The sequence below is a fragment of the Cellulomonas chitinilytica genome (genome assembly GCF_016862675.1).
Taxonomy (GTDB): Bacteria; Actinomycetota; Actinomycetes; order Actinomycetales; family Cellulomonadaceae; genus Cellulomonas; species Cellulomonas chitinilytica.
Genome location: NZ_BONK01000012.1, coordinates 111,437 through 138,061, shown reverse-complemented (window position 1 = coordinate 138,061; position 26,625 = coordinate 111,437). Strand labels below are relative to the sequence as shown.

The window sequence follows — 26,625 nt, the reverse complement described above, 5'->3', positions numbered from 1 at the left end:
GGACGCCCGGCGCCCTTGGGTCCCCGGCACCGTGGTGGCGTAGCCTCCCACCGTGCCCCTGATCCCCCGCGCCACCCGGACCCCGCCCGCACCGGTGCCGGTGGACCTGGGCCGCGTGATGCTCGTCGGGACCGCGCTGTGGCTCGTCGCCCTCGCCGTGTGCACGGTGCTCGCCGCCGTCGGGACGGCGACCTGGATGCCCGTGTGGGTGTGCCTCGCCGGGATCGCCACCGGCGCCTTCGGGTGGGACTGGGCCCGGCGGCACCGGACCACCCCGCCGGACGTCGCCCCGCCCGCCTGACCGTGCGCCGATCGGGTACCACCGGTCAGGCCGGGGGCGGGCCGGACGCCGGTTCACGGTACGGTCCCCGCATGAGCGTGCTGGTGACGGGCGGAGCCGGGTACATCGGCGCCCACGTCGTGCGGGTCCTCACCCGGGCCGGGCACGACGTCGTCGTCGCCGACTCGCTGGCCACCGGACGCGCGGCCCGCATCGGTGCGGCCCCCCTGCTCCGGGTCGACCTCGCGTCGGCCGGCGCCGTCGAGCCGCTCACCCGGTTCCTCGAGGACCACCGGGTGGACGCCGTCATCCACCTCGCCGCGCTCAAGCGGGCCGACGAGTCGGTGGACCAGCCCGCGCGCTACTACGCGCAGAACCTCGGGGCCCTGACGACCGTGCTGCTCGCCATGCGGAGCGCCGGCGTGCGGGACATCGTGCTGTCGTCGTCCGCGGCCGTGTACGGCGAGCCGACGACCGACCTCGTCCCGGAGTCGCACGACACCCGACCGCTCACGCCGTACGGCGCGACCAAGCTCGGGTGCGAGGACCTGCTCGGCTGGTCCGCCGCCGCCGGCGACGTGCGCGCCGTGTCGCTGCGGTACTTCAACGTCGCCGGCGCCGGATGGCCCGACCTCGGCGACGACGGGACGACGAACCTCGTCTCGATCCTCGTCGACCGGGTGCTGCGCGGGACGCCGCCCGAGATCTTCGGCGACGACTACCCGACCGCCGACGGCACCTGCGTCCGCGACTACGTGCACGTGCTCGACCTCGCGGAGGCGCACGTCGCCGCGCTGGAGCGGCTGCGCACGTCGGGGGTCCCGCACGAGGTGTTCAACGTCGGCACCGGTGCGGGGACCTCCGTGCGTGAGGTCGTCGACCGGCTCGAGCAGACCGTCGACCGCCCCCTCGGCGCCGTCGTGCGCCCCCGCCGCACCGGCGACTCCGCGAGCGTGGTCGGCGCCGTCGACGCCTTCCAGCGGGCCACCGGGTGGCGGGCACGCCGGACGCTGCAGGACATGCTGGTCTCCGCGCTCGAGGCCCGGCGGGCGACCGCCGGCGTCGACTGACGGGATCGACCCCGACCCCGACCCCGACCCCCGGCGCCGGCCGGAGGTCAGAGGACGAGCAGCGAGAACCCGCCCCGGCCGTAGCCGGCGACCTCGACGTCGAGGTCGCACCGGGGCACGAACGCGGCCACCCACTGCGCCACGTCAGCGGGCAACGGGTGCCCCGGCTCGTAGACCGTGTCGAGCCGGACGTGCGGCGCGCCGTCGGCGTTGAACAGCGCCGACATCACGTTGAGCACCTCGCTGGCGTTCTCCAGCAGGTTGTCGGGCAGACCGCCGTGGTTCGCCGCCTGCTGCGCGAGCCGCACCGGGACCAGGCCCAGCGCCGCCCCGACGTACGCCCCGAGCGGCACGTCGAGCAGCACGATGCCGCTCAGCGCCATCCGGTTGTCCGTGTACACGCCGACCAGGTTGCCGTCCCCGACCGCCGGGTCCTGCATCTTGCCGGTCGCGTAGACCTCGACCTCACGGCCGACGAGGCTGTGCAGCAGGTCCTTGACGTCCTTCGGCGTGGCCAGCGGCGTGTCGGCGCTCATGCGAGCACCGGCTCGATGACCTCCCGGAAGGACTCCGGGGTGAAGGGCTTCGAGATGAGGAACAGCGCCCCGGCGGCCTCGGCCGTCGAGCGCATCTCCTCCGAGCTCTCCGACGTGACGAAGCCGAACGGGGTCTGGAACCCCTCGGCACGGAGCTGGTTGAGCAGCTCGATGCCGTTCACGTTCGGCATGTTCCAGTCGGACAGCACCACGTCGGGCTCGTCGGCGCGGACCGCCTCGAGAGCCTCGGCGCCGTCGGACGCCTCACGGACGTCCCAGTCGTAGCCGGCCTGGCGCAGCGTACGGATCACGATCTGGCGCATCACGCGGCTGTCGTCGGTCACGAGGACGCGGATCATGCGGAGCTCCTTCCAAAGGTGCGGGCCCGGCTGCGGGGGATCGCCCGGGGCACCGTGGTCGTTGTGGTCACGGCTGGTCGAGGGTGGGGAGCGCCCAGATCTCGACGACGAGCGGGCGTCCGCGCCATGCGAGCGCGACACCGTGCATGAGGACCGCGTCGGCGGTGAGCGGCAGCTCCGCGGCGACCTCGGGAAGACCCAGCTTGCCGCCCTCCGGGAGGAGCGCCTTGACGTTGCCTCCGACGACGTTCGCGAGCTCACCGACCGCGTCCGCGAGGTCCGCGTCGGACACCTCCTCGTCCGCGGACATGCCGAGCAGCGCGCGCGACAGGTTGTGCGCGGTGGGCGTCTCGGTGCGCAGCGCGGCGCGACCCGACCACGGACCACGCAGGTCCACCCACGCCACGACGGGCTCCGCCAGGACCGGGGGCTCTCCGACCCACGACTCCAGGAACCCGGCTTCACCGTCGATCATCGACGAGAAGATGTCCCGGGCGATGACCAGGACCTGGTCGACCTCGACCTCTGCACTCATGCGAGCTCCTTGACTGAAACGAGTCCGAGCAGCTCCAGCTTGGCCCGGAGCTCCTCTGGGGTGAACGGCTTGATCAGGTACTCGTGCGCACCTGCCGCAAGGGCGCGCACGATCTGGGACTGCTCGGCCTCGGTGGTCACCATCATCATCGTGATGTTGCGCCACTGACGGTTCTTGCGGACGGCGGCGACGAGCTCCAGACCGTCCATGACCGGCATGTTCCAGTCGATGCAGAGGAGGTCGAAACGGTCGTCCTCCTCGAGGACGGCGAGGGCCTCCTCTCCGTGCTCGGCCTGCAGGACCTCGAAGCCCTGCCGTTCCAGGATCCCGGCGACGATCCTGCGCATCGTGCGCGAGTCGTCGACCACGAGTGCTCTCATCGGGTCTCTCCTCTGACAGGGGCGGGGGTGATAGGGCGGATGACCGGGGCGGGCACCCCGGCGGGGACATGGGCTGGACGTGCGTGCGGAAGGACACCCGGGGGTGCCGTCCGGGGGACGGCCCCGGTGAGGGGGCCGCGAGCGGCGGGCAGGACGACAGGCACGGGCGAGGTCGCGGTGGGCAGCCCCCAGGCGGGGACCCGGGGGACCGCGCGGTAGACCGCCCCCCGTTCGAGGGGCACCCGTTCCCAGCCGTCGTCGAGACCGATGGTGGTCTCCGCTGCGCCCAGGACCAGGAACCCGCCGGGGCGCATCGCGGCCAGGACGTGCTCGAGGACCTGACGCTTGACGGGCAGGTCGAAGTAGATGAGCACGTTGCGCAGGAACACCACGTCGAACTGGCCGCCGAACGCGGGCGGCTCCAGCAGGTTGTGCTTCAGGAACGTGACCTGACGGCGCAGCTGCTCGCGGACCCGCCAGCCGGTGCCCTCGGCGTCGAAGTAGCGCACGAGCATCGACGACGGCAGGCCGCGGTTCGTCTCGATCCGCGAGTACTCCCCCGCGGCGGCCCTCTCGAGGACCGCCGTGTTGAGGTCGCTCGCGACGATCTCGACGGACGTGTCGGGTCCCACGCAGTCGGCCAGCGTCATGGCGATCGAGTACGGCTCCTGGCCCGTCGAGCACGCCGCCGACCACACGCGCAGCCGCGGCAGCGAGCCGTTGGGGCCGCGCAGCGCCGGCACGATGTGCTCGGTGAGCAGGCGGAACGGCGTGCCGTCCCGGAAGAACGACGTCTCGTTGGTGGTGAGGGCCTCGACGACGGCCTGGACGTCGGCCGGCCGCTCGGCGACCCGCAGGTCACGGACGTACGCGTCGACGCGCGGGTGCCCGGCCTCCTTCGCGAGCGGCTGCAGGCGACCCTCGACGAGGTACTCCTTGCCGGCGTCGAGCTGGATGCCGGCCCGGCGCTGCACGAGGTCGGCGACGTAGGTGAACACGTCAGGAGACAGGCTCATCGCGTCCCACCCCCCGCCGTCCCCGCTGCGCTGCCTGCCAGCTCGAGCACCAGCTCCACCGCGGCGGGGATCTCCGCCATCGGCAGCACCTGGTGCGCGAGGCCGGCGGTCGCGACCGCACCCGGCATCCCCCACACCACGCTCGACGCCTCGTCCTGGACGAGCACCGTGCCGCCCGCCTGCACCACGTCCTCGCAGCCGGTCCGCCCGTCGGCGCCCATGCCCGTGAGGACCACGGCCAGGACCTCGCCGCGCACGGCGCGGACCGCGGAACGGAACAGCGCGTCGACCGACGGCCGGCAGAAGTTGATCGGGGCGTCGTCCGAGATGCCCGCGCGCAGGACGCCCGTGTGGGTGTCCACGACCAGGTGGTGGTCGCCCGGGGCGACGTACACGTGCCCGGGCAGCAGCTCCTCGTCGGCGACCGCCTCGTGGACCCGCGCGGGTCCGACCCGGTCGAGCCGCGCCGCGAGCTGGCGCGTGAACACCGGCGGCATGTGCTGCACGACGAGCACCGGCACCGGCGGCGGCGCGGTGAACGAGCCGAGCAGGCGCGACAGCGCGTCCGGGCCACCCGTCGAGGCGCCCACGAGCAGGAGCTTCACGCCGTGCCGGCTCGCGTCGTCGCGGACCACGACCTCCGGCCGCTCCGGGCGCTTCGCGCGCGGCACCGGCAGGTCCGGCCCGGCGTCCACCGCGGTGTCGCGCGGGACGAGGGCGAGGATGCGCGGGACCAGGTCCTTCGCGACCTGCGCGAGGCCCTCGCGCACGCTGCCCATGCCGGTCGGCTTCGTCACGTAGTCGGTCGCACCCGCCGCGAGCGCGTCGAGCGTCGCCGCCGCGCCACGCTCCGTGAGCGTGGAGAACATGATGACGGGCATCTGGTGCCCGGCGGCGCGCAGCGCCCGGACGGCGCCGATGCCGTCCAGCTCGGGCATCTCGACGTCCATCGTCACGAGGTCAGGACGCAGCTGCTCGACCTTCGCCTGCGCCAGCCGGCCGTTCGCCGCCCAGCCGACCACGTCGATGCGCGGGTCCGCGGACAGGACGTCGCTGACGATGCGGCGCACCACGACGGAGTCGTCGACCACGAGCACCCGGATCGGCATCATGCGTGCCCCCCGGCGGGTGCACCCAGCAGCGAGCGGACCGACGCGACCGTCTGCTCGGCCGGGCCGTCCGCGTCGCGCGTCACGACCGGGACGTCGGCGAGCCGCGCCATCGCCAGGACCTCGCCCAGCACGGCGTCGTCGACCGCGCGCACGACGAGCGCGTCGGCGCCGTCGTCGAGCATCGCACGCACCTGAGCCACCTGAGTCCCGGGGTCGTCCCCCGCGTAGTCCGTCCGGACCCCGAACCCCGCCGACGTGAGGCGGTGCGTGAGGTCCTCGCCGTCCGCACGGGTGTGCGGTCCGGCACTGCTGGAGAGGGAGATCCCGACGAGCTGCGTGGACGCGAGCTGGGCCGCAGCATCCTGCGACATCGCTCCCCCGCCCTGGCGGCCTGCGAACGCGGCCGCCAGTGCGACCGCGACCAGCGCCGCGCATGTCCCTCGTCGCGACATCCGTGTCTCCTTCGTGTCCGCCAGGTCGTCCGTGACCCGCGGTGACGTCGTGCCCGGGTGCGCCTCGCGGCGCCCCGACCAGGACTAGTAGGTGAACGACGCGACGCGCTCGCGCAGGTCGTTCGACATCCGGGCGAGCTCGGCGACCGAGTCCCCCATCTGCGTGAGGACCTGCGAGCTCGTCGCCGCCGACGTGGCGACGCCGGTGATGTTCGTGGCGATCTCGCCCGAGCCCGTCGCGGCCTCGATGACACCGCGCGACATCTCGTTCGTGGTCGCCGTCTGCTCCTCCACCGCCGAGGCGATGGTGAGCTGGTAGTCGTTGATCGAGGCGATGATCGCGCCGATCTCCCCGATGGCCGCGACGGCCCCCGTGGTGTCCTGCTGGATGGCCTCGACCCGGCGGGCGATGTCCTCCGTGGCCTTCGCCGTCTCCGACGCGAGCTCCTTGACCTCACCGGCGACGACCGCGAAGCCCTTGCCGGCCTCCCCGGCGCGCGCCGCCTCGATCGTCGCGTTGAGCGCCAGCAGGTTCGTCTGCTCCGCGATCGACGTGATGAGCTTGACGACCTTGCCGATCTCCTGGCTCGACGAGCCGAGGCGCGACACCGAGTCGTTCGCGGTGGACGCCGCACCGGTCGCGGCCTGGGCGACCTTCGCCGCCTCCGTCGCGTTCTGGGCGATCTCGCGGATGCTCGCACCCATCTGCTCCGCACCGGCGGCCACGGCCTGCACGTTGCGGGACACCTGCTCGGCGGCCGCGGCCACGACACCGGCCTGCACGGACGTCTCGTCCGACCCGGCGGACACCTGGCTCGACGCGGCCGACAGCTGCTCCGCGGCGGCGGCGACGTCCTCGGCGGTCTGCACGACACCCTTGAGGGTCTGCCGGACGCCGCGCTGCGCCTTCGCGAGCGCGTCGGCCATCTGGCCCATCTCGTCGCGCGACGAGTTCGGCACGTTCATCGTGAAGTCGCCGATCGCCATCGCGTTGAGCGCACGGCACACGCCCCACACCGAGTTGCGGATGCCGGCCGACATCTTGATGCCGAGGAACAGCGCGACCGCGAGACCGAGGACGATGCTGCCGGCGAGGATCAGGCCGGCCTGGGTCGCACGGCCCGTCGCGGCGTCGGCGACGGCCGAGACGCTCGCGTTCGTCTCCTCCTGCACCGTCTCGATGTCCGCGGAGACCAGGTCCACGGCCGGCTGGCTGAGAGTCTTGACGTTGATGTTGTAGGCGGTCGTGTCGTCCTTGAGCGCCGGCGGAACCAGCGACTTGTCCCGGATCGCGATCCACGACTCGTAGTCGGTGACGAACGCCTTCCACGCCGCCGAGCCGTGCGCGGCGTCGGTCTTGGCGTAGGCGGCCATGGCCGTCTCCATCGCCGCGTCGTTCTCGTCCTGCTTGTTGACCCACTCCTGCTCGAGCGCCTTGTTGTTGATGGCGGCGAGCTGGGCGACGATCAGGCGCGCGTTGAGCTGGCCCGCGTCGATCTCGTCCCGCAGGCTCGACACGTGGTTCTGGATCTCCGCGAGGTCCTTCACGTCCTGCGACGCGCGGTTGAGGGAGACGTACGCGAACGCGCCGGAGCCGGCGGCGACGACCGCCATGAGGCCGAGCAGGGCCAGGATCTTGGTCTGGACACCCAGGTTCGCGAAAGCGAAGCGGCGTCCGCCGCCGCTCTCGCGGGAGGTCTTGCTCATCGGGGGGCTCCTCGGTAGTTCTGGTCGTCGCCGTCGACGTTCCGATCGGTCGGCGGGGCGCAGGTCTGAGAGATCGCGGGCGGTCCGTCCCGTCCGCGGTCGACGATCGTCAGGCGGCAGCCGCGGCCTGGTCGACGTCGAGGACCAGCAGGAGCCGGTCGTCGAGCGTGCACGCGGCGCGGATGAGGGTGCGCAGGTCGGGGTCGAGCGTGTCCGGCGGGTTCTCGACGCGGTCCGCCGGCACGTCGACGACGTCGCCGATCTCGTCGACCAGCAGGCTCACGGGCTCCCCCGCGACCTGGACGACGACCATCATCGGGTCGGCGTCCTCGTCGAGCTGCGGCAGGCCCAGCCGGGGACGCAGGTCCACCGTGAGCACGACCTGACCGCGCAGGTTCACCAGGCCCGCGATGCCCTTCGGGGCGAGCGGCACACGCGTGCGCTCGTGCCCCCGCAGGGCCTCCTGGACCCGCAGGACGTCGACGCCGTACAGGCCGTCCGCCACCGTGAAGGTCACGTACCGGGCCATCAGGCCACCTCCCGCTCGTCGATCTCGTCCTCGTAGAACTGGTCGTCGGCGGCGAGCACCGCGGCCCGGACGTCGAGCAGCTCGGTGACCCGGCCGTTGATGACCGTCGAGCCGATCAGGCCCCGGTCGTCGATCTCCGAGTGGTGGTCCACCTGGTCCTCGACGATGTCGACGATCTCCTCGACCACCAGGCCGACGCTGCGCTCGCCGCGCGTGTAGACGACGAGGAGCATCTCGTCGGTCGCCTCGGCGCGGGCGCCCAGCAGCCGGTCGAGCCGGGCCAGCGGCAGGATCGTGCCGCGGTACTGGATGACCTCGCGGCCGCCCACCATCTCGACCTCGTCGGACCGCACGTGCTCCAGGCGGGCCACGGACGCCAGCGGCATCGCGACCCGGCGGTCGTCGCCGATCTCCGCGACCAGCAGCTGGGCGGCCTCGACCTGGTCGGACGCCGCGGCCTGCGCCGCGCTGAGCAGCGAGCCGCTCTGGCCGCGCTCGACCTCGAGCAGCGTGCGCCGCGCGACCGCCTGGATGTCGAGGATCAGCGCCACGCCACCGTCGCCGAGCACCGTGGTGCCCGAGTAGATGCCGATGGACTTCAGCTGCGTCGCGAGCGGCGTCACCACGATCTCCTCGGTGGTGAGCACGCGGTCGACGAGCAGCCCGAACCGGTTGTCGTCGGCGCCGACCACGACGATGACGCCGTCGGCGTTCTCCAGCGCCTGACCCCGTCCGAGGCCCAGGACCTCCGCGAGCGACACGAGCTGCAGCAGCTCGCCCCGCAGGCGGTACACCGGTGCCGTCTGCACGTACTCGATGGCCGACTCCGACCGCGCCGAGTCGAGTGCGACGAGCTCCAGCACGTGCACCTGCGGCACCGCGTACACGTCGCCGTCGACCTCCACGGTCAGCGCCGGCAGGATCGCGAGCGTCAGCGGGATCCGCAGCCGCCACACCGTGCCGACCCCGATGGTCGACTCGACGTCGACCGTGCCGCCGATCGCCTCGACCCGGGTGCGGACGACGTCCATGCCGACACCGCGGCCGGACACGTTCGTCACGGCCTCCGCCGTCGAGAAACCCGGCAGGAACAGCAGGTTGAGCAGGTCGCCCGTGCTCATCGCCGCCACCTGCTCGGCCGTGCGCAGCCCCTTCGAGACCGCCTTCGCCGCGACCTTCGCCGGGTCGATGCCGGCGCCGTCGTCCCGCACCTCGACGACCACTTGGCCGCCCGCGTGCGACGCGCGCAGCTCCAGCAGGCCCTGCGAGGACTTGCCCTTGGCGACGCGGTCGGCGGGCGACTCGATCCCGTGGTCCACCGCGTTGCGGACCAGGTGCGTCAGCGGGTCCTTGACCGCCTCCAGCAGGCCACGGTCCAGCTCGGTGTCGCCACCGGTCAGCTCCAGGCGGACCTCACGCCCGCACGCCGACGCCAGGTCGCGCACGACGCGCGGCATCTTCGACCACACGTGCTCGATGGGCTGCATGCGCGTGCGCATCACGCCGTCCTGCAGCTCGGTCGCGATGAGGTTGATCTGCTGCGCCGACCGGGCGAGGTCCGCGTCCTGCGCCGCACCCGCGAGCCGGCTGAGCCGGTTCCGGGCCAGCACGAGCTCGCCGACCTGCCGCATGAGCTGGTCGAGCAGGTCCACGTCCACGCGGATCGAGGACTCCGCCGCGGTGCGCAGCTGGCCGACCTCCTCGAGCGGGGCGGTCGACAGCTCCTTGACCGGGACGTACTCGGCGACCGGCTCCAGCGCGGCGGCGGCCGCTGTGGCGAGCGCCTGCTGGGCGGCGGCGTGGAGGGCCGCGTCGGCGTCCTCCTGCACGTGGGCAGCGGGTGCCGGGGCGGGGGCCTGCGGGGCGGGGGCCTGCGGGGCCGGCGCCGGCGTGGCGGGGACCGGGGGCGCCGCGGCCAGGGTCTCGACCGTGGCCGAGACGGGGGGTGCGGTGCGCTTCGCGATCTTCGCCCGCGGCGTCTTGGCCTTCGGCTTCGCCTCCGGCACGGCGGGGGCCGCCGGCGCGGGCTCGGGCTCGGCGGGGCTCTCGACGACGGGCACAGCGACGGGCACAGCGACCGGCGCCGCGACGGGCTCGGAAGCCCAGGCGACCGGAGGCTGCGGGGCGACCTCGGCCGCGGGGACCTCGCGGGGGTGCGGGACCTCGGCGGTCTTCCCCTCCTGCACGGCGACGATCGCCGCGATCGCGCTGTCGACGTCGACGCCGCCCTCGGTGCCGTCGCGCTCGATGACCGCGAGCAGCGCCCGGACCGTGTCGACCATGCGCAGCAGCACGTCGGTCGTCGCGTGGTCCATGGACCGCTTGCCGTCGCGCAACTCGACGAGCAGGTTCTCGCCGACGTGCGTGAGCCGCTCGAGGTTGCCGAACGCCAGGAAGCCGCTCGTGCCCTTGATGGTGTGGATCGTCCTGAAGACGCTGCTCAGCAGGTCCCGGGCGCCCGGAGTCTCCTCCAGGGCCACGAGGTCGCGGTCCAGCTGGTCGAGGTTCTCATGACTCTCGACCAGGAACTCGCGGACGATCTCGTCGATGTCCTCCACGCATGCCTCCCCGCCGAAGGGCGAGCGGCACACCTTCGGTACCCCACCTCATCGGTCGGGGGATGCCTCCGTTGAGGGGTCGGAGGAGGGCTGTGCGGGAGGAGTCGGGACGAGCTTGCGCAGCGCCGCGGCGGTGCTGTCGTCGGCCGCGACGGCGTCGACGTTCGCGGCCGTGACCGCGTCGAGGACCTCCGCCCGGTGCACGCGCACGTGCCGCGGGGCGTCGATGCCCAGCTTGACCCCGTCGCTGCGGACCTCGATGACGGTCACGACGATGTCGTCACCGATCACGAGGCGCTCCCCGACGCGTCTGCTGAGCACGAGCATGCCGCGACACTACCCCGGAGGGTGCGCGGACCTCCCGCGCGGCGCGCGCCCCGCGGCGCCCTCGACGAGGGTTCGCCCGCTGCGTCCCGCCGCGTCAGGCCGACGTCGCCACGCGGCGGGCCGTCGCCGTCATCGTCGGGCCGTGGTCGGCGACGAACGCGTCCCGGGCGGCGGGGTCGATGCGGCCGATCTCACGCAGGGCCGTGCCGAGCGCGGTCTGCACGAGCTTCTCCGGGTCGGCGGCGACGAGGGTGCAGATCCGCAGCGGGTCCGCGACGTCGCCCGCCCGGATGATCGAGAAGGTCGCGACGACGGCCGTGCGCCGGTGCCAGACGTCGTCCGACGCCGCGAGCACGAACAGGGGTGCCCGGTCGCCGTCCCGCAGGTGCAGGCCGACCACCCGAGGGGCCGACCGGTCGATCAGGTCCCACGTCACCATCCGGTCGAGGTGGTCCATCCAGACGTCGTACAGCGCCCGACGGCCGTCGGCGTCGATCCGCGGCGCGCGGGCCCGGAAGTCCAGGACCGCGGCACCGACCATCCGCGCCTCGTACTCGTCGCGCTCCAGCAGCGCGGCGACCTCCGGCAGCGGCAGCGTGCGGTGCGCCTTCGCGATGTCGAAGACCGTGCCCATGCGGACGCCGATCACGACGAGCGGGACGCCGTCCAGCCGGCGGCTCGTGGTCGCGTGCTCGCCCGGGTCGGCGTGCCCACGCAGCGCGGCCAGCACGTCGGCGGCGCTGCTCCCGGGCACCCGCCCACCTTCGCGGCGCACCTCGCGCCCCGTCAACGCGCGCCACACGCCCGCCACACGCCCGAGGCGACTGTCCGGGGTCAGTCCCAGCGGGCGGTGTCGCCGAGGGCCTGGCTCAGGGCGGCCGCCCACGCGACGGTCGTCGCGGGGACGCCGTCGATCCACGCCACCGGGATGCCGAGGGCCAGGGCGGCGCCGGGCTCGGCGGTGTCCAGGAGGCCGCGCATCGCGACGGCGTCGACCGACGACGTGACCGAGCGGATCCAGCGGCGTGCGTCCGCGGTGCGGGTGCGCGCGTCGACGACGGCCCACACCTGGTCCGGCTCGCACGCGCGGACGAGCGCGGCGGCCGCGGCACGGTCCTCGGGCTCGGGCCCGACCGCGAGCGCGACGACCCACGGGTGGTCGGCGCTCGTCGCACCGGCCCGCCAGGTGGCAACCTGGTCGGGGCTCGCCATCCGGGCGCCGGCGCGGGTCCGGCCCGCCGTGCGCGGCCGTGCACCGCCTGCCGGCCGGACGGCGTCCGGGCTGAGGCGCAGACGCTCGGCGAGGAGGGCGGCGACCGCGTCGGCGTCGTCGTCCGCACCGATGACGACGAGCACCGAGCCGGGTGCACGCGGCACCGGCGGGGCGGCGGGGAGGTCGGCGAGCACGCTCGACAGCGTCACGCGCGGGGCCGTCAGGAGGCGCCGCGGGACGCCGATCTCGGCGAGGGCGTCGTGCAGGCCGTCGTCGTGCGCGTCGTCGCCGCCCGGGGCGGCGTCGGCCACCCGGTCGGGCGCCCGGTCCGGCACCGCGGCGAGCGGCACGAACGGCACGGGATCGGGCTCGGGTTCCGGCACGACGGTCCTCGACACGAGCGCAGCGACCGCCTCGGCGGTGACGGCGGGCATGGCCGTCCCGGCGGTCGCGACCAGCGCGGCCCGCTCCTCGCCGTCCGGCAGGTCCGGGACGTCGCCGTCGACGAGGCCGCTCACCTTCTCCAGCACGGCGGCGAACTCCGACCGGCTCGACAGCCGTCCGGCGGGCAGCTCGGAGCGGTCGGGAGCGCCGTCCAGACCGGCGTCGGCCTCGTCGGCGGCCGCCAGCAGCGCCGCCATCCCGCCCTCGGGCACGGCACGCAGCGCGGCGCGCGGCTTCGCGACCGGCTCCGGCGGCACGTCGACGGTGATCTCGTAGCGCTCACGCGCGAAGAACCCGCCGAACCCGCCGGACCGGATCCGCTCGGCGCGGACGATGCGGGCCGTCGGGCCGAGCTCGGAGCGCACGTGCGCCATCAGCTCTGCCAGGTCGGCACCCTCAAGCAGCAATCGCGTGGTCACCGCGCACCACCCCCACGGTCTCGACGGAGACGCCCGCGCCGGTCACCTCGGCGTAGGACAGCACGGGGAGGCGGGGCAGGCCGAGCGCGACGAGCCGGTGCAGCGCCGGTCGGATCGCGGGTGCGCACACCAGCACCACGGCACGGCCGTCGGCCTCGGCGGTCGCGACCGACGAGCGCAGCTGAGCGAGCACCGCGTCCAGGCGGTGCGGGTCGACGAGCAGGTGCGTGCCCTGGTCGCCGGGCCGCAGCGACTCGACGAGCGACTGCTCGAGCGCCGGGTCGAGGGTGAGCACGCGGATGACGCCCTCCTGGACGTAGGACGAGGCGAGCGCCGGGCCGAGCGCCGCACGGGCGGCCTCGACGAGCCCCTCGGGCTCCGTGGAGACCCGGGCGCGCAGCGCGAGCGCCTCGTAGATGCGGCCCAGGTCGCGGATCGGGACCTCCTCGGCGAGCAGGCCCTGCAGCACGCGCTGCACCTCGCCGAGGCTGAGCAGGGACGGCACGAGCTCCTCGACGACGGACGGGTTGACCCGCTTGACCGACTCGGTGAGGACGCGCACGTCCTCCCGGCCGAGCAGGCGTGCGGCGTTCTGCGTGATGAGCGCGCCCAGGTGCGTGATGAGCACGGAGACCCGGTCGACGACGGTCGCGCCGGACATCTCGGCGGCGTGCCGCAGCTCGGCGGGCACCCACTTGCCGGGCAGGCCGAACACGGGCTCGTGCACCGCGGTGCCGGGCAGCGACGACAGGTCGTCGCCGAGCGCGAGCATCCGGCCGCCGGGCGCCTCGCCGCGGCCGACCTCGACGCCGGCGATCTTCACGACGTACGTGGACCTGGGCAGGTCCACGCTGTCGCGGGTGCGCACGGGCGGCACGACGATGCCGAGCTCGAGGGCCGTCTTGCGGCGCAGGCCACGGACGCGGGCGAGCAGGTCGGCGTCGGGGCCGGCGCCGACGAGGTCCACCAGGTCGGGGGCCAGCAGGATCTCCAGGGTGTGCACGCGCATCTGCTCGATGAGCTGCTCGGGGGTGTCCGCCGGGGGCGCGGTCGGGGACGGCAGCGCGGCCTTCTCGGCGGCGGCGGCGTCCTTGGCCTGCGTGGCCTTGGCACGCTGGGCGGCGAAGATCAGGGCGCAGCCGACCAGCATGAACGGGAGCTTCGGCATGCCGGGCAGCAGGGCCAGCGCGACCGCGCCGCCGCCCGCGATCAGCAGGGCCGTGCGGGACTGCATGAGCTGCTTCGCCGCGGCCGTGCCGAGGTCGCCCGAGGCGGTCGCACGGGTCACGACGATGCCCGTGGACACCGACAGCAGCAGCGCGGGGATCTGGGTGACGAGCCCGTCGCCGATGGTCAGGAGGCTGAACCGCTGCAGCGCGTCGCCCGCGGACATCTTCATCTGCACCATGCCGATGACGAAGCCGCCGACGAGGTTGATGACCGTGATGACGATGCCGGCGATCGCGTCGCCCTTGACGAACTTCGAGCCACCGTCCATCGCACCGTAGAAGTCGGCCTCGGCGGCGACGTCCGCCCGGCGCTGCCGCGCGGTGTCCTCGTCGATGAGCCCGCTGTTGAGGTCGGCGTCGATGGCCATCTGCTTGCCGGGCATCGCGTCGAGCGTGAACCGGGCCCCGACCTCCGCGACACGGCCCGCACCGTTCGTGATGACCGCGAACTGGATGACCACGAGGATCAGGAAGATCACCAGGCCGATGACCAGGGAGCCGCCCACCACGAAGTGGCCGAACGCGTCGATGACCTGACCGGCGTACCCGTCGCGCAGCACGAGCCGGGTGGACGCGACGTTGAGCCCGAGCCGGAACAGCGTGAACACGAGGATCAGCGACGGGAACACCGAGAAGTCGAGCGGCCGCTTCACGTACATCGAGGTGAGCAGGATGACGAGCGACGCGGTGATGTTCACGGCGATGAGCACGTCGAGCAGCGGCGCGGGCAGCGGCACCACGAGCAGCAGCACGATGCCGACGACGCCCGCGGGGACGGCCATGGGGGCGATGGACCGGGACTTCATCGGGTGGTCTCCTGCGGGGCGTCGACCGAGGTCGGCCGGGGGTGAGGCCGGCGCGCGGCGCGCGCGACGGCCTTGTGGTCGGTGGTGTCGTCGGCCGGCAGCGTCGACCCGCCGGGCGCGCGGTGCTGGCCGGCGGCCATGCCGCGGCGGCGCAGCGACATGACGAACGCGAGGACGCGCGCGACGGCGGTGAACAGGTGCGAGGGGACCTCCTGGCCGAGCTCGCACGCGGAGTGCAGGGCGCGGGCCAGCGGGACGTCCTCGACCATCGGCACGCGGTGCTCGGACGCCTCGGCGCGGATGCGCGCGGCGACGGCGCCCGCGCCCTTCGCGACGACGCGCGGTGCGCCGGTGCCCGGCTCGTAGCGCAGCGCGACGGCGACGTGCGTGGGGTTGACGAGCACGACGTCGGCGTTCGCGACCTCGGCCATCATCCGGTTGCGGCTCATCGACAGCTGCTTGGCCCGGATCGCGCCCTTGAGCATCGGGTCCCCCTCGGTCCGCTTGTGCTCTTCCTTGACCTCGCGCAACGTCATGCGCGTCTGCTTGCGGTTGCGCCGCGCGACGACGACGACGTCCATGACGGACAGCAGCACGCCGGCGCCGATGCCGAGGCGCAGCAGGTTCGCGGTGCCCGAGGACGCGGTGCCGAGCAGGTGCGACAGCGGCAGGCTCCCCGAGGCCATGAGCATCGGGACGAGCGCCTGCACGGCGGTGAGCAGCACGAGCGCGACCACGGCCGTCTTGAGGACCGTCTTCGCCGCCTGCCACCACGCCTGCATGCCGACGAGCCGCTTCACGGCACCGCCGAGCTTGAGGTGGTCGACGTGCAACGTCATCCGGCGGGGCCGGTAGCCGCCCTGCGCCATGCCGACGGCGAGCGTGACCCCCACCAGCACCACGAACAGCGGCGCGAGCGTGGTCAGCACCGAGCCGAGCGCGTCGCCGAGCACCTGCACGGCACCTTCGGGCGTCGGGTCCTGCGCGACGGCGCGCACGCCCGCGAGCTGGTCGAGGGCCGCCGCCTTGCCGCGGGTCAGCACCATCGGCAGCATCACGGCGGCGGCCGCGAGGCCCACCCACGCCGACAGGTCCTGCGACCGGCCGAGCTTGCCCTTGCGGTGGACGTCCCGCATCCGCTGCGGGGTGGCCTTCTGGGTCCTGTCCTGCCCGTCGCTCACGGCAGCACCCCCAGCAGCTGCTCGACGGACCGGCCGGTCAGCGCGTGCACGACGCCGGGCAGCGCGAGGAACGCGAAGGACCCGAACGCGAGCGTGAGCAGGATCTTCAGCGGGAACCCGAGCGCGAACGCATTGAGCGCGGGCGCGACGCGCGTGAGCAGACCGAGCCCCACGTCGGCGAGGAACAGCACGACGACGAGCGGCCCCGCGATCTGCAGCGCCGCGACCATCATCTGCGTGAGCCCGGTCGTGAGGGTCGCCGCGAGCGGCCCCGGGTCCATCAGCACGCCGAGCGGCAGCGCGTCGAACGTGCGGACCAGCCCGCCGAGCACGACCTGGTAGCCGTCGCTCACGAACAGCAGCACGAGGGCCGCCATCTGGTACAGCCGCGAGAACTGGGCCCCGCTCGTCATGCTCATCGGGTCGTACGCGGCGGCGATCTGGAACCCGCCGAACATGTCGATGAGGCTGCCGGCGGACTGCACGGCCGAGAACACCAGGTACACGAGGAACCCGAGCCCGGCGCCGATGACGGCCTGCCCGACGAGCGCGCCGACGAACATCCCCGTCGTGTCCGACGGCAGGGGCGCCAGACGCGGCCCGACGGCGAGCGCGAGCCCGAGCGCGAGCATCACCTTGACGGTCGCCGGCACCGCCCGGGCGGCGAACGGCGGCGCGATCGCGAGGAACGCGGCCATCCGCACGCCCGCGAGCATCGTGGTCTCCACCAGGGAGACCGGCAGCGTCACCGCGATCGGGTCCATGTCAGCCCCCGACGAGCGTCGGGATGCGCTCGAACAGGTCGTGCGTGAACGTCACCAGCTCGGAGATCATCCAGTGCCCCGACACGACGAGGGCGATCGCGACGGCGATGGCCTTCGGCACGAAGCTGAGGGTGACCTCCTGGATCTGCGTCACCGACTGGACGAGCGAGACGGCGAACCCGACCACGAGGGCCGTGACGAGGATCGGGGCGGCGAGCTTGGCGGCGAGCACGAGGGCGTCGACGCCGACGTCGAGGACCGCGTTGGTGTCCATCAGCCGCCTCCCGCGTAGGAGCCGACGAGGGACGTGACGACCAGCCCCCACCCGTCCACCAGCACGAACAGCAGCAGCTTGAACGGCAGGGAGATCATCACGGGCGGCAGCATCATCATGCCCATCGACATCAACGACGCCGACACCACGAGGTCGATCACGAGGAACGGCACGAAGACGACGAAGCCCATGATGAACGCAGACCGCAGCTCGCTGAGCAGGAACGCGGGAACGAGGGTCGCGAACGACACGTCCTCGTGGGTCTCCGGGTTCTCCTGGTGCGCGGCCCGGGTGAGCAGCGCGAGGTCCTGCTCGCGGGTGTGGTCGAGCATGAACTCGCGCAGCGGGTCGCCGCCGGACTCGACGGCCTGCGCGAACGTCTTCTCGCCGTGCAGGTAGGGCTGGATGCCGTCGCTGTTCACCTGGCTGACCGTCGGCGCCATCACGAACAGGCTGAGGAACAGCGCGAGGCCGGCGAGCACCTGGTTCGGCGGCACGCCCTGCAGGCCGAGCGCGTTCCGGGTGAACGACAGGACCACGAAGATCTTGGTGAAGCTCGTCGTCATGAGCAGCAGCGCCGGGGCGACGGACAGCAGCGTGATGCCGAGGAGCACCACGATCGAGCTGGACGGGGTGCCGTTGACGCCGTTCACGGCGACGGAGACGGTGTCGCCCGTCGCCGGTGCGGTGGGCGAGGACGGGGCCGCCGGGTCGGTCGGCGCGGCGGACGCGGCCGCGGCGCTCGTCACGAGCCCGACGGTGACCAGCGCGGCGACGAGCACCACGCGGCGGACCGGCGACGAGCGCACGAGGTCGCGGAACGCCGGGAACCGGCGCTCCGGGCGGGCGGCCGTCACCGGCGCACGGTCCTGTCCTGCAGGGCGCGCACGGCCTGCCGCCACGTCGCGGGCGACAGGACGGAGCCCTGCAGCGGTGCGGGCCGCAGCGCGTCGGCGACGCCGGTGGGCAGGTCACCCGACCGCTGCTTCGGCACGGACGGCTTCGTCGGGACCTTCGGGGCCTTCGGGACGACCGGTGCGGGCTGGATCTCCGCGACCGGCGACAGCTCGGTCAGGAGGTTGACCTGCTGCTCGCCGTACCCGACGAGCAGCCGGCGCGAGCCGACGGCCACGACGGCGACACCGGAGTGCCGGCCGACCGACTGACGGCCGACGACCTGGACGTGGGCCTCACGCGAGCTGCCCGCCGACCGACCCTGACCGCCCCAGCGACGCCCCACGTACCAGATGAGGGCGATCACGCAGGCCAGGGACAGCAGGACGCGCAGCGTCAGCATGAGACCGTTCATCAGCCGACCTGCTCCCCGCCGGCGACGATCTCGGTGACGCGGATGCCGTACACCTCGTCCACCACGACGACCTCGCCGCGCGCGACGAGCCGGCCGTTGACCATGACGTCCGCGGGGCTGCCCGCGGTGCGGTCGAGCTCGAGGACGGCGCCGGGCGCGAGCTCGAGGACCTGGCGGACGGGCAGCCGGGTGCGGCCGATCTCCGCGGTGAGCGTCATCTCGACGTCGTAGAGCATCCGCAGGTTCGCGCGCGGCGTCGGCACCTGCGACGTCGTCGGGGTCGTGACCCGCGCGCCGCGGACCCGCACCGCGAACCACGCGACGGGCACGTCGCCGGCCGTGAGCGCGTACACCTCGGTGTCCTCGGCGAGCACCTTGGACACCGGCTCGGTGCGGACCGTCTCCAGCACGCCGGAGCCGAGCGCGCGCGACGCCGCCTCCAGGGCCGGGCGCAGCGCGTCGACCGGCGCGAGCGGGGTGCCCGCCTCGACCGCGGCCGCGACCGCGTCGGCGACGGCACCGTCGGCGACGACGGCGAGCTCCGCGCTCGGCGAGCCGACGAACGAGGCGACCATCGCGGTCGAGTCGACCGGCACGTCGGCGAACGACGCGGGGACCGCGACGAGCGGCACGCTCGACGGGACGAGCGTGGCGGCGGCGTCGGCGGCGGCCTTCCCGAGGGTGGTGGTGGCGATGGTCATGCGGGGATCTCCTCGACGGTGACGACCTGGCAGGCGAGCCGGGACCCGTGGCTGCCGGCGGCGGCACGGGCGAGCACGACCCCGTCGACGACCACGTCCAGCGGGTCCGTCGACAGGTGGGACAGCGGCAGCACGTCGCCGACGGCGAGGTGCACGACGTCGCGCGGGTGCACGACGACGGGAGCGAACCGCACCGCGACGTCCACGGGGACGTCCTGCACGGACCGCTCGAGGTCGGCGTGGGCGAGCGCGGCGACGCGCTTCTCCTCGTCCGACCGGGTGTTCGCCCCCTCCTTCGCGCGGAGCGCGCCGAGGAGCAGGTCGGACGGGACCATGAACGTCATGACCTCCTCGCGCTCCCCCACGCGCAGCGTGAAGCTCGCGACGAGGACGGTCTCCTGCGCGGCGACGGCCTGGACGAACTGGGGGTTGTACTGGACGCCGCGCACCGACAGCGCGAACGCCGTCACACCGGCGAAGGCGTACTCGAGGTCGCCCAGCGCGTGCGCGAGCAGGTCCTTCACGAGCGTCCACTCGATCTCGGTGAGCTCACGGCCCTCGCGGTCGTCGCCGCGGCCGTCGCCACCGAACAGGTAGTCGACCCACACGAGCATCGCGCCCACGGGCATCTGGACGACCGCGGTCTGCTTGTTCTGGTCGATCGTGCACAGGACCATCGCGGTCGGTGCGGGGAGCTGGCCGACGTACTCGTCGTACGTGCGCAGCGAGATGTCGTCGAACGTCACCTGGCAGACGACCCGCAGGCGCGCGGTGAGCTGGGTGCCGAACTGGCGGGCGACCCGCTGGAACGCCATCTCGAGGTGGCGGGCGTGCTCGCGGGCGAGGGTGAGGGGCCGACGGAAGTCGTAGGGCTCCGGCTCGGTGCTGCGGGGGCGCCGCGAGGTCCCCTGGTGCGTGGTCACGAATGGCCTATCGGCGGGCGCACGACGGATGTGAGCATCCACCGTGACGAGAATCTCCGCGCCGACCCGTCCTGGGTCGGTCCTGCCGTGGTCGCTCGTGCTGAGCGAGGAGGTGGCGGAGCGGTGCGGCGCCCTCCATGGCGCCCCGGGTCGCCGGCGTCGTGCCGGCCTACTGCGTGACGAAGTTCGTCAGGTAGACGTCCATCACCTCGCCGTCGTACTTCTCGTCGAGCTCCTTGACGAACTCGGCCTTCAGCGCCGCCCGGGTGGCCGGGTCGGAGATCTCCGCGACGGTCCGGCCCGAGTACAGCGCGATCGCCGTGTCGAGCGCCCGCGACGTGTCGGGGGCCTCGACCGTCTCCTTCGTGAGCTGCAGGCCGAAGCCGATGCGCAGGTAGTGGCCGTCCGCGAGGTTGAGGCTCACCGGGTCGACCGTGACGACCGCGCCGGGCTCGGGCGCCTTCACCGTCGGGGTCCCGTCGCCCCGCAGGAAGAACCAGTACCCCGCCCCGCCGGCCAGCAGGACGATGAGCAGCCCTGCGATGAGGACGGGTCGGCGCACCTTGAACTTGCGCTTCTTCGCCGGCTCCGGCTCCGGGGTCGGGTTCGGCACCGACGACGCGCCGCCGCCGATCTTCGCCCCGATCTTCGGGCCCGAGATGACTCTCTGCTCGATGGGCATGTCTACGCTCCTGCCGTCAGCGCGGGGATGAGAGCGCGCACCTGCTCAGGTGCGCTGCTGAGGATGACGAGGTCGACGCGGCGGTTCGCGGCCAGCGCCTCGGGCGAGCCGTCCGCCATGAGCGGACGCGTGTCGCCGAAGCCGACGGCCATGATCCGCCCGCCGGGCATGCCGTCCGCCTCGACGAGGTGCCGCAGCACCTGGGTCGCACGGTCGGCGGACAGCTCCCAGTTCGTCGGGTACCGGCCGGACACAGGGATGTTGTTGGCGTGGCCCTCGACGGACACGTTCTCGCCGAGCCCGACCATCATCGGCGCGGCGATGTCGAGCACGCGCACGGCCGTCTCCGTCAGCTCGGCCCGGGCCGGCGCGAAGAACACGTCGTCGGCGACGAGCCCCATGACGAGGCCCCGCTCGTCGATGCGGAACCGGACCACGCCGTCGAGCCCGTTCGCAGCGAGCGACGCCGCGATGGCGTCGCGGATCTGCTCCAGGTGCGCGGCCTCCGCCTGCGCCGCCGCGAGCACCGCGGGGTCGACGGTCGAGTCGGGCGTCTGCGCCGGCGGCACCATCGGGTCGGCCGCCTGCAGGCCCAGGCCGTTCTCGGCGTTCACCATGCCGGCCGTGCCGGTGGCGGGGGTGTTCTCGGTCTGCGCGCTGTGGCCGTCGAGGTTGCCGGCCGTGCCGTCGAGCACCGACGGGGACGTCGTGGTGTCCATGAACCCGGCCGACAGCGAGTCGCGCAGGGCGATGTACTTCTCCTGGTCGACCTGGCTGATCGCGAACAGCACGATGAACAGCGCCATCAGGACGGTGATCATGTCGGAGTAGCTGATCAGCCACCGCTCGTGGTTGACGTGCTCCTCCTCGACGTGGCCCCGCCTGCGCGGGCGTCCGCCGAGCGTGCTCACGCCGCGGCCTTCGCCGTCGGCTGGTCGGCCAGCAGGCTGCGCAGGCGCTCACCGACGAGACGCGGGTTGGCCCCGGCCTGGACGGCGAGGAGGCCCTCGAGCGTCATCTCCATCTGCGTGCACTCGAGGTCCGAGATCCGGCGGATGCGGGTCGCCAGCGGGAGCCACACGGTGTTCGCGGACAGGATGCCCCACAGCGTCGCGACGAACGCGGCCGCGATGGAGTGCCCGAGCTGCGCGGGCGCGGCGAGGTTCTCGAGCACGTGCACGAGCGAGATGACGGTGCCGATGATGCCGATGGTCGGCGCGTAGCCGCCCATGTCCTGGAAGTACTTGGCGTGCATCCGCTCGCGGGCGCGCTTCGTCGCGATGCGGTCCTCGAGGATCGTGCGCAGGTCCTCGGGGTCGGTGCCGTCGATCGCCGCCTGCAGGCCGCCGCGCAGGAACATGTCGGGGATGTTCCGGGCCGCGTCCTCGAGCGCGAGCAGACCCTCGCGCCGGGCGCGGTCCGCGAGGTCGATCAGGGTGTCGACGGTCTGCGACGGGTCCGGGACGGAGGCGCGCAGCGCGCGGGGGACGGCCGCGAACGCACCCTTGACGTCGCGCAGGGTGTGCCCCGCGAGGCCGACACCGAGCGTGCCGCCCCACACGAGCAGCAGCGGTGCGGGCAGCAGGAGCGCCATCGGGTCGGTGCCCTCGATGGTCATCGCCCCGAAGATGGCGGCGAACGCGACGCCGAGTCCGATCAGTCCAGCCGGGTCCATCAGATGCTCCTCGGTCGGATCGGCACGGCGGGCGCCAGCGGTGCGGCCGACGCCTCGTCGACCTCCTCGGGGAGGTCAGGCACCAGCTCCATGTACGGCGACGACTGGATCTCCCGCGCCCGCGCCAGGATCGACGCCCGGTGCTCGTTGATCCGCGCGATGACCTCGTCCATCGACTCGACGACGATGTACTTCGTCCCGTCGATGAGGCTGAGGATCGTGTCCGGGGCGCTGTCGATCCGCTGGACCAGGTCGGGGTTCACCCCGATCTGTCCTCCGTTGAGGCGCGTCACGACAATCACGGCGTTACCGTCCCTGGTCACCTGGTTCCTGCGGGGCTGCTCCCGCCGAGAGCCCGTCCGTGGGCCCTTCGACCCACTGATCGGCGAGGCCGCCGCCGTGATGAGGGAAACGTGCCCGTGCGAGCAGGTCCGGGTGACGTCCGGGACCGATAGGTTCCCGGGCATGGCGCGCCGGCAGGACCTTCAGGACGTGGAGCTCGTCGAGGCCGAGGACGACCTGGCGGAGGCGCCGCCAGGAGCGCCGACGGGCCCACCCACCGCCCGGTCGGCCCGGCGGCGGTGGCTGGTGGCGGGGGCGCTCCTGACGGTCGCCGTGGTGGCCGTCGCCGTGAACCAGCGGGCGTCGACCGCCAGTGAGGACGCGGCCGTGGCGCGGCTGGCGAAGGTCCCGGGGGTGCTGGCGCCGGTCGACGACTCGCTCCAGGTGGTGCGGCGTCTCACGCAGGACGACCTCGCGGAGCTCGCCGAGACCTCGGGCGGTGTGCTCCGGCGCGCGGCCGACGGGTCGCTGTCGTACCGCTGGTCCGCGCCCGGGTCCGCCGGGTGGACGACCCAGCTCCTGCCTCCCGACCCGGGGCTCGCGGACGGGGTGCTCGTGCGGTCCGCCAGCGCCTGCGAGACCGACGAGATCCCGATGGCCGACCCGGCGTCCGCCTTCCGCGCCGTGTGCCTGGTCGCGGACGGCGGCACGGTGTACGGCGAGGACGGCGCCGCGATCGCGACGGTGCCGACGACCGCCGTCTCCGTGGTGGTGCTGTCCGTGGCGGACGGGTCCGTCGAGACGCGGTGGCCGGTGCCGTCCGGCGACAGCCTCGCCCTGATGCCCGGCGGGCTCGTCGTGGTCGGCGGGCAGGTGGGCACCTCCGCGGTCGCGACGGGGTACGACATGCTCACGGGCGCCGAGCGCTGGAGGTACGAGCAGGACTCACCCGTGGTGTCCGGCGGACCGGGGACGGCGGGGCCGGGCGTGTCCGTGTACCGCGCCGGGGACGTCGTCGCGTTCGTCCCGCCCGACCGGACGCACGTGCTGCTCTCGACGGACGGCGCACCGGTCCGGTCCGGCCTGATCGACCCCGACGCCTCGTCGTGGGGAGCAGGCAAGGACCCCCGCACGGGCCGGCTCGTGATCACCGAGGGGAGCACACGCGGCTCGACCCGGTCGACCTACGTCGCACCGGACGGCGACCCGGCGGGCGACCTGGTCACCGACGGCCGACCGCTCTACGCGGCGCTGGACGACGGGAGCGTGCCCGACCGGGTCCTCACGGCCGACGACGACGCCGTGCACGGCACCCGCCTCACCACCGGGACCAGCTGGTCGGTCCACGTCGACACCCCGGGGTCCGCCCTCGTGCTGCGGGGACGCGTCCTCGTCTCCGGTGCGCACGGCATCACGGCGGTCGACGGCGCGTCCGGCCGCGTCCTGTGGCGCACCGTGGACGAGCCCGGGCTCAGGCCCGGCGTGCTGATGACCGACGGTCGGCACGTCCTCGTCGCGTTCGAGCGGGCCGGGCCCGACGCCGTGGCCGCGCTCGTGGCCCTCGACCCCGCGACCGGCGCGGAGGTGTTCCGTGCGCCGTACCCGGCCGGCGTCGAGCAGGTCGCTCCGCTCGGCCGGCACCTGACCGGCACGGACGCCGACGGCGAGCCCGTCCTCCTGGAGTGACCGCGCCCGGTCGGCGGCGCTCCCCGGCGCAGGGCCGGGGCCCGTGGCACCCGCGGGTGGTGGGGGCCGGGGTCAGGGTCGGCGGGCGACCCCGAGGAGCGGCAGGTAGAGGTCGTCGACGATCTCGACGATGACGTCGTCGGGCACGCGGCCGAGCCGCATGAGCACCTCGTGCCGGTACAGGTCGAAGGCGAGGGTGCGCCGGCGGGGTGTCAGGTGCTCGCTGCTGAGCTCGCCGCGGGCGACGGCGCGGTCGAGGATCACGTCGACCGACGTGGCGCGCCCGCCGATCACGGAGTCGCGGAACTCGGCCGGGCTCGTGCCCGTCTCCTGGAAGTAGCCGGTGAGGTAGGCGGTGAGCAGGGCCGTGGAGTCGACGCGCTTCTCGTTGGCCTCGCGGAGCAGCCCGACGATGTCGTCGCGCAGGTTCCCCGTGTCGGGGACGTCCATCCGCTCGTGCCACAGCACGTGGGCGGCCGCGGCCCGGACGAGGTCGGCCTTGCTCGCCCACCGGCGGGCGATGACGGGTCGGCTCGTGCCGGCCCGCTGCGCGACGGCCTCGAGGGTGAACGCCCCGTAGCCGCGGTCGACGAGCTCGGCCCAGGCGGCTTCGAGGAGCGCCTCCTCGAGCTCGGTGCCGCGTCGCCGCTTCGGGCCGTCCGGGTCGTCAAGATGCACTTGCGCATCTTAGCGCGCCCGACGTACGGTGCGGATAAGAAGCAGCCACGCATCTTATTCAGGAGCCCACCCATGTCCCAGAGCACGGCGACGGACGAGCGCGCGACCACCGCGATCGACCCCGAACTCAAGCGCCTCGCGACCGCCGTCATCGTCGGCGGCATCGCGGTGATCCTCGACACGACGATCGTCAGCGTCGGGCTCCACGAGCTCGGCGCCTCCCTGCACGCGACCGTCTCGACGATCCAGTGGGTCAGCACCGCGTACCTGCTCGCGATGTTCGTGACGATCCCGCTGTCCGGGTGGGCGCAGGGCCGGCTCGGCAGCAAGCGGCTCTGGCTCGTCGGGCTGTCCGTGTTCCTGCTCGGCTCGGTGCTGTGCGCCACCGCGTGGGACGCGACGAGCCTCATCGCCTTCCGCGCGGTCCAGGGCGTCGGCGGCGGCGTCCTCATGCCGCTGATGACGACGATCCTCATGCAGGCCGCCCGCGGGCGGAACCTCGGCCGGCTCATGGCGACCGTCAGCCTGCCCGCCGCCCTCGGCCCGATCCTCGGCCCCGTGGTGGGCGGCCTGATCCTGCACACCTTGTCGTGGCCGTGGCTGTTCCTCGTCAACCTGCCGCTCGGCGTCGTCGGGCTCGTGCTCGCCGTGCGCCGCATCCCCCGGGACGTCCCGGGCCGCCGGGCACCGCTCGACGTCGTCGGCGTCCTGCTCGTGTCCCCCGGCATCGTCGGCGTGATCTTCGGGCTCACCCAGGTCGGCGAGCTCGGCGGGTTCGGCCATGCCCGCGTCGTCGTCCCGCTGGTCGCCGGCCTCGCGCTGCTCGCCGCGTTCGCCGCGTGGGCGCTGCGCCGCGGCGATCGGGCCCTCATCGACGTCCGCCTGCTGCGGCACCGCGCCCTCGGCACGTCGACCGTGCTGCTGTTCCTCACCGGGACCGCCCTCTACGGCGCGATGCTCCTGCTCCCCCTCTACTGGCAGCAGGTCCGCGGCGAGGACGCGCTCGGCGCGGGTCTCCTGCTCGTCCCGCAGGGCGTCGGGGCGCTCGCGTCACGCACCCTGTCCGGGCGGCTGACCGACGCGATCGGCGGCCGGTGGGTCGCCGTCGGCGGGTTCACCGTGCTCGCGCTCGCCACCGTCCCGTTCGCCCTGTCGACCGAGCACACCAGCACGTGGCTGCTCATGGCGACGCTCCTCGTGCGCGGGTTCGGCCTCGGTGCCGTCCTGATCCCCCTCATGACCGGCGCGTTCGTCGGGCTCGCGCACGACGAGGTGCCGCACGCGAGCATCATCACCCGCGTCGCGCAGCAGGTCGGCGGCTCGTTCGGCACGGCCGTGCTCGCCGTCGTCCTCGTCAGCTCCGCCGCCGGCGCCACCTCGCAGACGGCCCTGGCGGGCGCGTTCGACACCGCGTTCTGGTGGGCCACCGCGTTCACCGCCGCGGCCGCGGCCCTGTCCCTGCTGCTCCCGGCCGCTCGACGGGCGGCCTGACGCCCGT

General features: G+C 73.6%; 30 protein-coding genes. 4 read left to right on the top strand and 26 right to left on the bottom strand.

The features are described from left to right. Positions 1–52: 52 nt before the first annotated feature. Both Cch01nite_RS16975 and galE read left to right on the top strand, forming a co-directional pair. Entirely contained in the window at positions 53–301 is a 249-nt protein-coding gene (locus Cch01nite_RS16975; protein ID WP_203757619.1) for a DUF2530 domain-containing protein, read from the top strand. 71 nt (positions 302–372) lie between these two features. Beyond that, the gene (gene galE / locus Cch01nite_RS16970; protein ID WP_203757617.1) at positions 373–1,350 is read left to right on the top strand and encodes a UDP-glucose 4-epimerase GalE; all 978 of its coding nucleotides are present in this window, start codon (positions 373–375) and stop codon (positions 1,348–1,350) included. Positions 1,351–1,397: 47 nt separating this feature from the next. Here galE and Cch01nite_RS16965 read toward each other — a convergent pair whose 3' ends face one another. The 25 genes from Cch01nite_RS16965 to Cch01nite_RS16845 all read right to left on the bottom strand — a co-directional run bounded on the left by Cch01nite_RS16965 (position 1,398) and on the right by Cch01nite_RS16845 (position 22,783). Next, positions 1,398–1,886, bottom strand: coding sequence for a hypothetical protein (locus tag Cch01nite_RS16965; RefSeq protein WP_203757615.1), 489 nt, complete (start codon positions 1,884–1,886; stop codon positions 1,398–1,400). Next, complete coding sequence (locus Cch01nite_RS16960) at positions 1,883–2,245, bottom strand: response regulator (protein WP_203757613.1); 363 nt, start codon at positions 2,243–2,245, stop codon at positions 1,883–1,885. The genes Cch01nite_RS16965 and Cch01nite_RS16960 overlap by 4 nt, the downstream gene beginning before the upstream one ends. Positions 2,246–2,312: 67 nt before the next feature. Next, entirely contained in the window at positions 2,313–2,780 is a 468-nt protein-coding gene (locus Cch01nite_RS16955) for a chemotaxis protein CheX (protein WP_203757611.1), read from the bottom strand. Next, positions 2,777–3,160 (bottom strand): response regulator, encoded by a 384-nt coding sequence (locus Cch01nite_RS16950; RefSeq protein WP_203757609.1) that lies wholly within the window; start codon positions 3,158–3,160, stop codon positions 2,777–2,779. The genes Cch01nite_RS16955 and Cch01nite_RS16950 overlap by 4 nt, the downstream gene beginning before the upstream one ends. Beyond that, the gene (locus tag Cch01nite_RS16945) at positions 3,157–4,176 is read right to left on the bottom strand and encodes a CheR family methyltransferase (RefSeq protein WP_203757608.1); all 1,020 of its coding nucleotides are present in this window, start codon (positions 4,174–4,176) and stop codon (positions 3,157–3,159) included. Before Cch01nite_RS16945 ends, Cch01nite_RS16950 begins: the two co-directional genes overlap by 4 nt. Further along, positions 4,173–5,288 (bottom strand): chemotaxis-specific protein-glutamate methyltransferase CheB, encoded by a 1,116-nt coding sequence (cheB, locus tag Cch01nite_RS16940; RefSeq protein ID WP_203757605.1) that lies wholly within the window; start codon positions 5,286–5,288, stop codon positions 4,173–4,175. Before cheB ends, Cch01nite_RS16945 begins: the two co-directional genes overlap by 4 nt. Further along, a complete protein-coding gene (locus Cch01nite_RS16935; RefSeq protein ID WP_203757603.1) occupies positions 5,285–5,740 on the bottom strand; it encodes a substrate-binding domain-containing protein in 456 nt (151 codons plus the stop codon). Before Cch01nite_RS16935 ends, cheB begins: the two co-directional genes overlap by 4 nt. Positions 5,741–5,824: 84 nt before the next feature. Next, on the bottom strand, positions 5,825–7,447 hold the full coding sequence (locus Cch01nite_RS16930; RefSeq protein ID WP_203757601.1) for a methyl-accepting chemotaxis protein: 1,623 nt from the start codon (positions 7,445–7,447) through the stop codon (positions 5,825–5,827). Positions 7,448–7,556: 109 nt separating this feature from the next. Then, positions 7,557–7,976, bottom strand: a complete 420-nt coding sequence (locus tag Cch01nite_RS16925) for a chemotaxis protein CheW (protein ID WP_203757599.1) — start codon at positions 7,974–7,976, stop codon at positions 7,557–7,559. Beyond that, positions 7,976–10,534 (bottom strand): chemotaxis protein CheA, encoded by a 2,559-nt coding sequence (locus Cch01nite_RS16920; protein ID WP_203757597.1) that lies wholly within the window; start codon positions 10,532–10,534, stop codon positions 7,976–7,978. Before Cch01nite_RS16920 ends, Cch01nite_RS16925 begins: the two co-directional genes overlap by 1 nt. A 48-nt stretch (positions 10,535–10,582) precedes the next feature. Beyond that, positions 10,583–10,861, bottom strand: coding sequence for a carbon storage regulator CsrA (gene csrA / locus Cch01nite_RS16915; RefSeq protein ID WP_203757595.1), 279 nt, complete (start codon positions 10,859–10,861; stop codon positions 10,583–10,585). A gap of 94 nt (positions 10,862–10,955) precedes the next feature. Further along, positions 10,956–11,615 (bottom strand): DNA alkylation repair protein, encoded by a 660-nt coding sequence (locus Cch01nite_RS16910; protein WP_203757593.1) that lies wholly within the window; start codon positions 11,613–11,615, stop codon positions 10,956–10,958. 80 nt (positions 11,616–11,695) lie between these two features. Continuing rightward, complete coding sequence (locus Cch01nite_RS16905; RefSeq protein ID WP_203757591.1) at positions 11,696–12,937, bottom strand: hypothetical protein; 1,242 nt, start codon at positions 12,935–12,937, stop codon at positions 11,696–11,698. Next, positions 12,915–14,972: a flagellar biosynthesis protein FlhA gene (gene flhA, locus Cch01nite_RS16900; protein WP_203757589.1), complete on the bottom strand. Its 2,058-nt coding sequence runs from the start codon at positions 14,970–14,972 to the stop codon at positions 12,915–12,917. Before flhA ends, Cch01nite_RS16905 begins: the two co-directional genes overlap by 23 nt. Further along, entirely contained in the window at positions 14,969–16,153 is a 1,185-nt protein-coding gene (locus tag Cch01nite_RS16895) for an EscU/YscU/HrcU family type III secretion system export apparatus switch protein (protein ID WP_203757588.1), read from the bottom strand. Before Cch01nite_RS16895 ends, flhA begins: the two co-directional genes overlap by 4 nt. After that, positions 16,150–16,917, bottom strand: coding sequence for a flagellar biosynthetic protein FliR (locus Cch01nite_RS16890; RefSeq protein WP_203757586.1), 768 nt, complete (start codon positions 16,915–16,917; stop codon positions 16,150–16,152). The genes Cch01nite_RS16895 and Cch01nite_RS16890 overlap by 4 nt, the downstream gene beginning before the upstream one ends. Position 16,918: 1 nt before the next feature. Next, positions 16,919–17,191: a flagellar biosynthesis protein FliQ gene (gene fliQ, locus Cch01nite_RS16885; protein ID WP_203757584.1), complete on the bottom strand. Its 273-nt coding sequence runs from the start codon at positions 17,189–17,191 to the stop codon at positions 16,919–16,921. Further along, positions 17,191–18,048 (bottom strand): flagellar type III secretion system pore protein FliP, encoded by an 858-nt coding sequence (gene fliP / locus Cch01nite_RS16880; RefSeq protein ID WP_373309955.1) that lies wholly within the window; start codon positions 18,046–18,048, stop codon positions 17,191–17,193. Before fliP ends, fliQ begins: the two co-directional genes overlap by 1 nt. Then, on the bottom strand, positions 18,045–18,500 hold the full coding sequence (locus Cch01nite_RS16875; RefSeq protein ID WP_203757582.1) for a FliO/MopB family protein: 456 nt from the start codon (positions 18,498–18,500) through the stop codon (positions 18,045–18,047). The genes fliP and Cch01nite_RS16875 overlap by 4 nt, the downstream gene beginning before the upstream one ends. Then, on the bottom strand, positions 18,500–19,201 hold the full coding sequence (fliN, locus tag Cch01nite_RS16870; RefSeq protein ID WP_203757580.1) for a flagellar motor switch protein FliN: 702 nt from the start codon (positions 19,199–19,201) through the stop codon (positions 18,500–18,502). The genes Cch01nite_RS16875 and fliN overlap by 1 nt, the downstream gene beginning before the upstream one ends. Beyond that, a complete protein-coding gene (locus tag Cch01nite_RS16865; protein WP_239070828.1) occupies positions 19,198–20,124 on the bottom strand; it encodes a flagellar motor switch protein FliM in 927 nt (308 codons plus the stop codon). Before Cch01nite_RS16865 ends, fliN begins: the two co-directional genes overlap by 4 nt. Positions 20,125–20,293: 169 nt before the next feature. Then, positions 20,294–20,806: a flagellar basal body-associated FliL family protein gene (locus Cch01nite_RS16860; RefSeq protein ID WP_203757578.1), complete on the bottom strand. Its 513-nt coding sequence runs from the start codon at positions 20,804–20,806 to the stop codon at positions 20,294–20,296. A 2-nt stretch (positions 20,807–20,808) separates the two neighbouring features. Next, positions 20,809–21,717, bottom strand: a complete 909-nt coding sequence (locus tag Cch01nite_RS16855; protein ID WP_203757576.1) for a flagellar motor protein MotB — start codon at positions 21,715–21,717, stop codon at positions 20,809–20,811. Further along, the gene (locus tag Cch01nite_RS16850) at positions 21,714–22,481 is read right to left on the bottom strand and encodes a motility protein A (protein WP_203757574.1); all 768 of its coding nucleotides are present in this window, start codon (positions 22,479–22,481) and stop codon (positions 21,714–21,716) included. Before Cch01nite_RS16850 ends, Cch01nite_RS16855 begins: the two co-directional genes overlap by 4 nt. Further along, positions 22,481–22,783 (bottom strand): flagellar FlbD family protein, encoded by a 303-nt coding sequence (locus tag Cch01nite_RS16845; RefSeq protein ID WP_203757572.1) that lies wholly within the window; start codon positions 22,781–22,783, stop codon positions 22,481–22,483. The genes Cch01nite_RS16850 and Cch01nite_RS16845 overlap by 1 nt, the downstream gene beginning before the upstream one ends. Positions 22,784–22,946: 163 nt before the next feature. Between Cch01nite_RS16845 and Cch01nite_RS16840 the strand changes: the two genes are divergently transcribed. Next, a complete protein-coding gene (locus tag Cch01nite_RS16840; protein ID WP_203757570.1) occupies positions 22,947–24,449 on the top strand; it encodes an outer membrane protein assembly factor BamB family protein in 1,503 nt (500 codons plus the stop codon). Positions 24,450–24,521: 72 nt separating this feature from the next. On the opposite strand, the gene Cch01nite_RS16835 is transcribed toward Cch01nite_RS16840, so the two are convergent. Continuing rightward, positions 24,522–25,127 carry a TetR/AcrR family transcriptional regulator gene (locus Cch01nite_RS16835; RefSeq protein ID WP_203757568.1) on the bottom strand — a complete coding sequence of 202 codons (606 nt, stop codon included), beginning with the start codon at positions 25,125–25,127 and terminating at the stop codon, positions 24,522–24,524. Positions 25,128–25,199: 72 nt separating this feature from the next. Between Cch01nite_RS16835 and Cch01nite_RS16830 the strand changes: the two genes are divergently transcribed. Next, a complete protein-coding gene (locus Cch01nite_RS16830) occupies positions 25,200–26,618 on the top strand; it encodes an MDR family MFS transporter (protein ID WP_203757567.1) in 1,419 nt (472 codons plus the stop codon). Positions 26,619–26,625 lie beyond the last annotated feature (7 nt).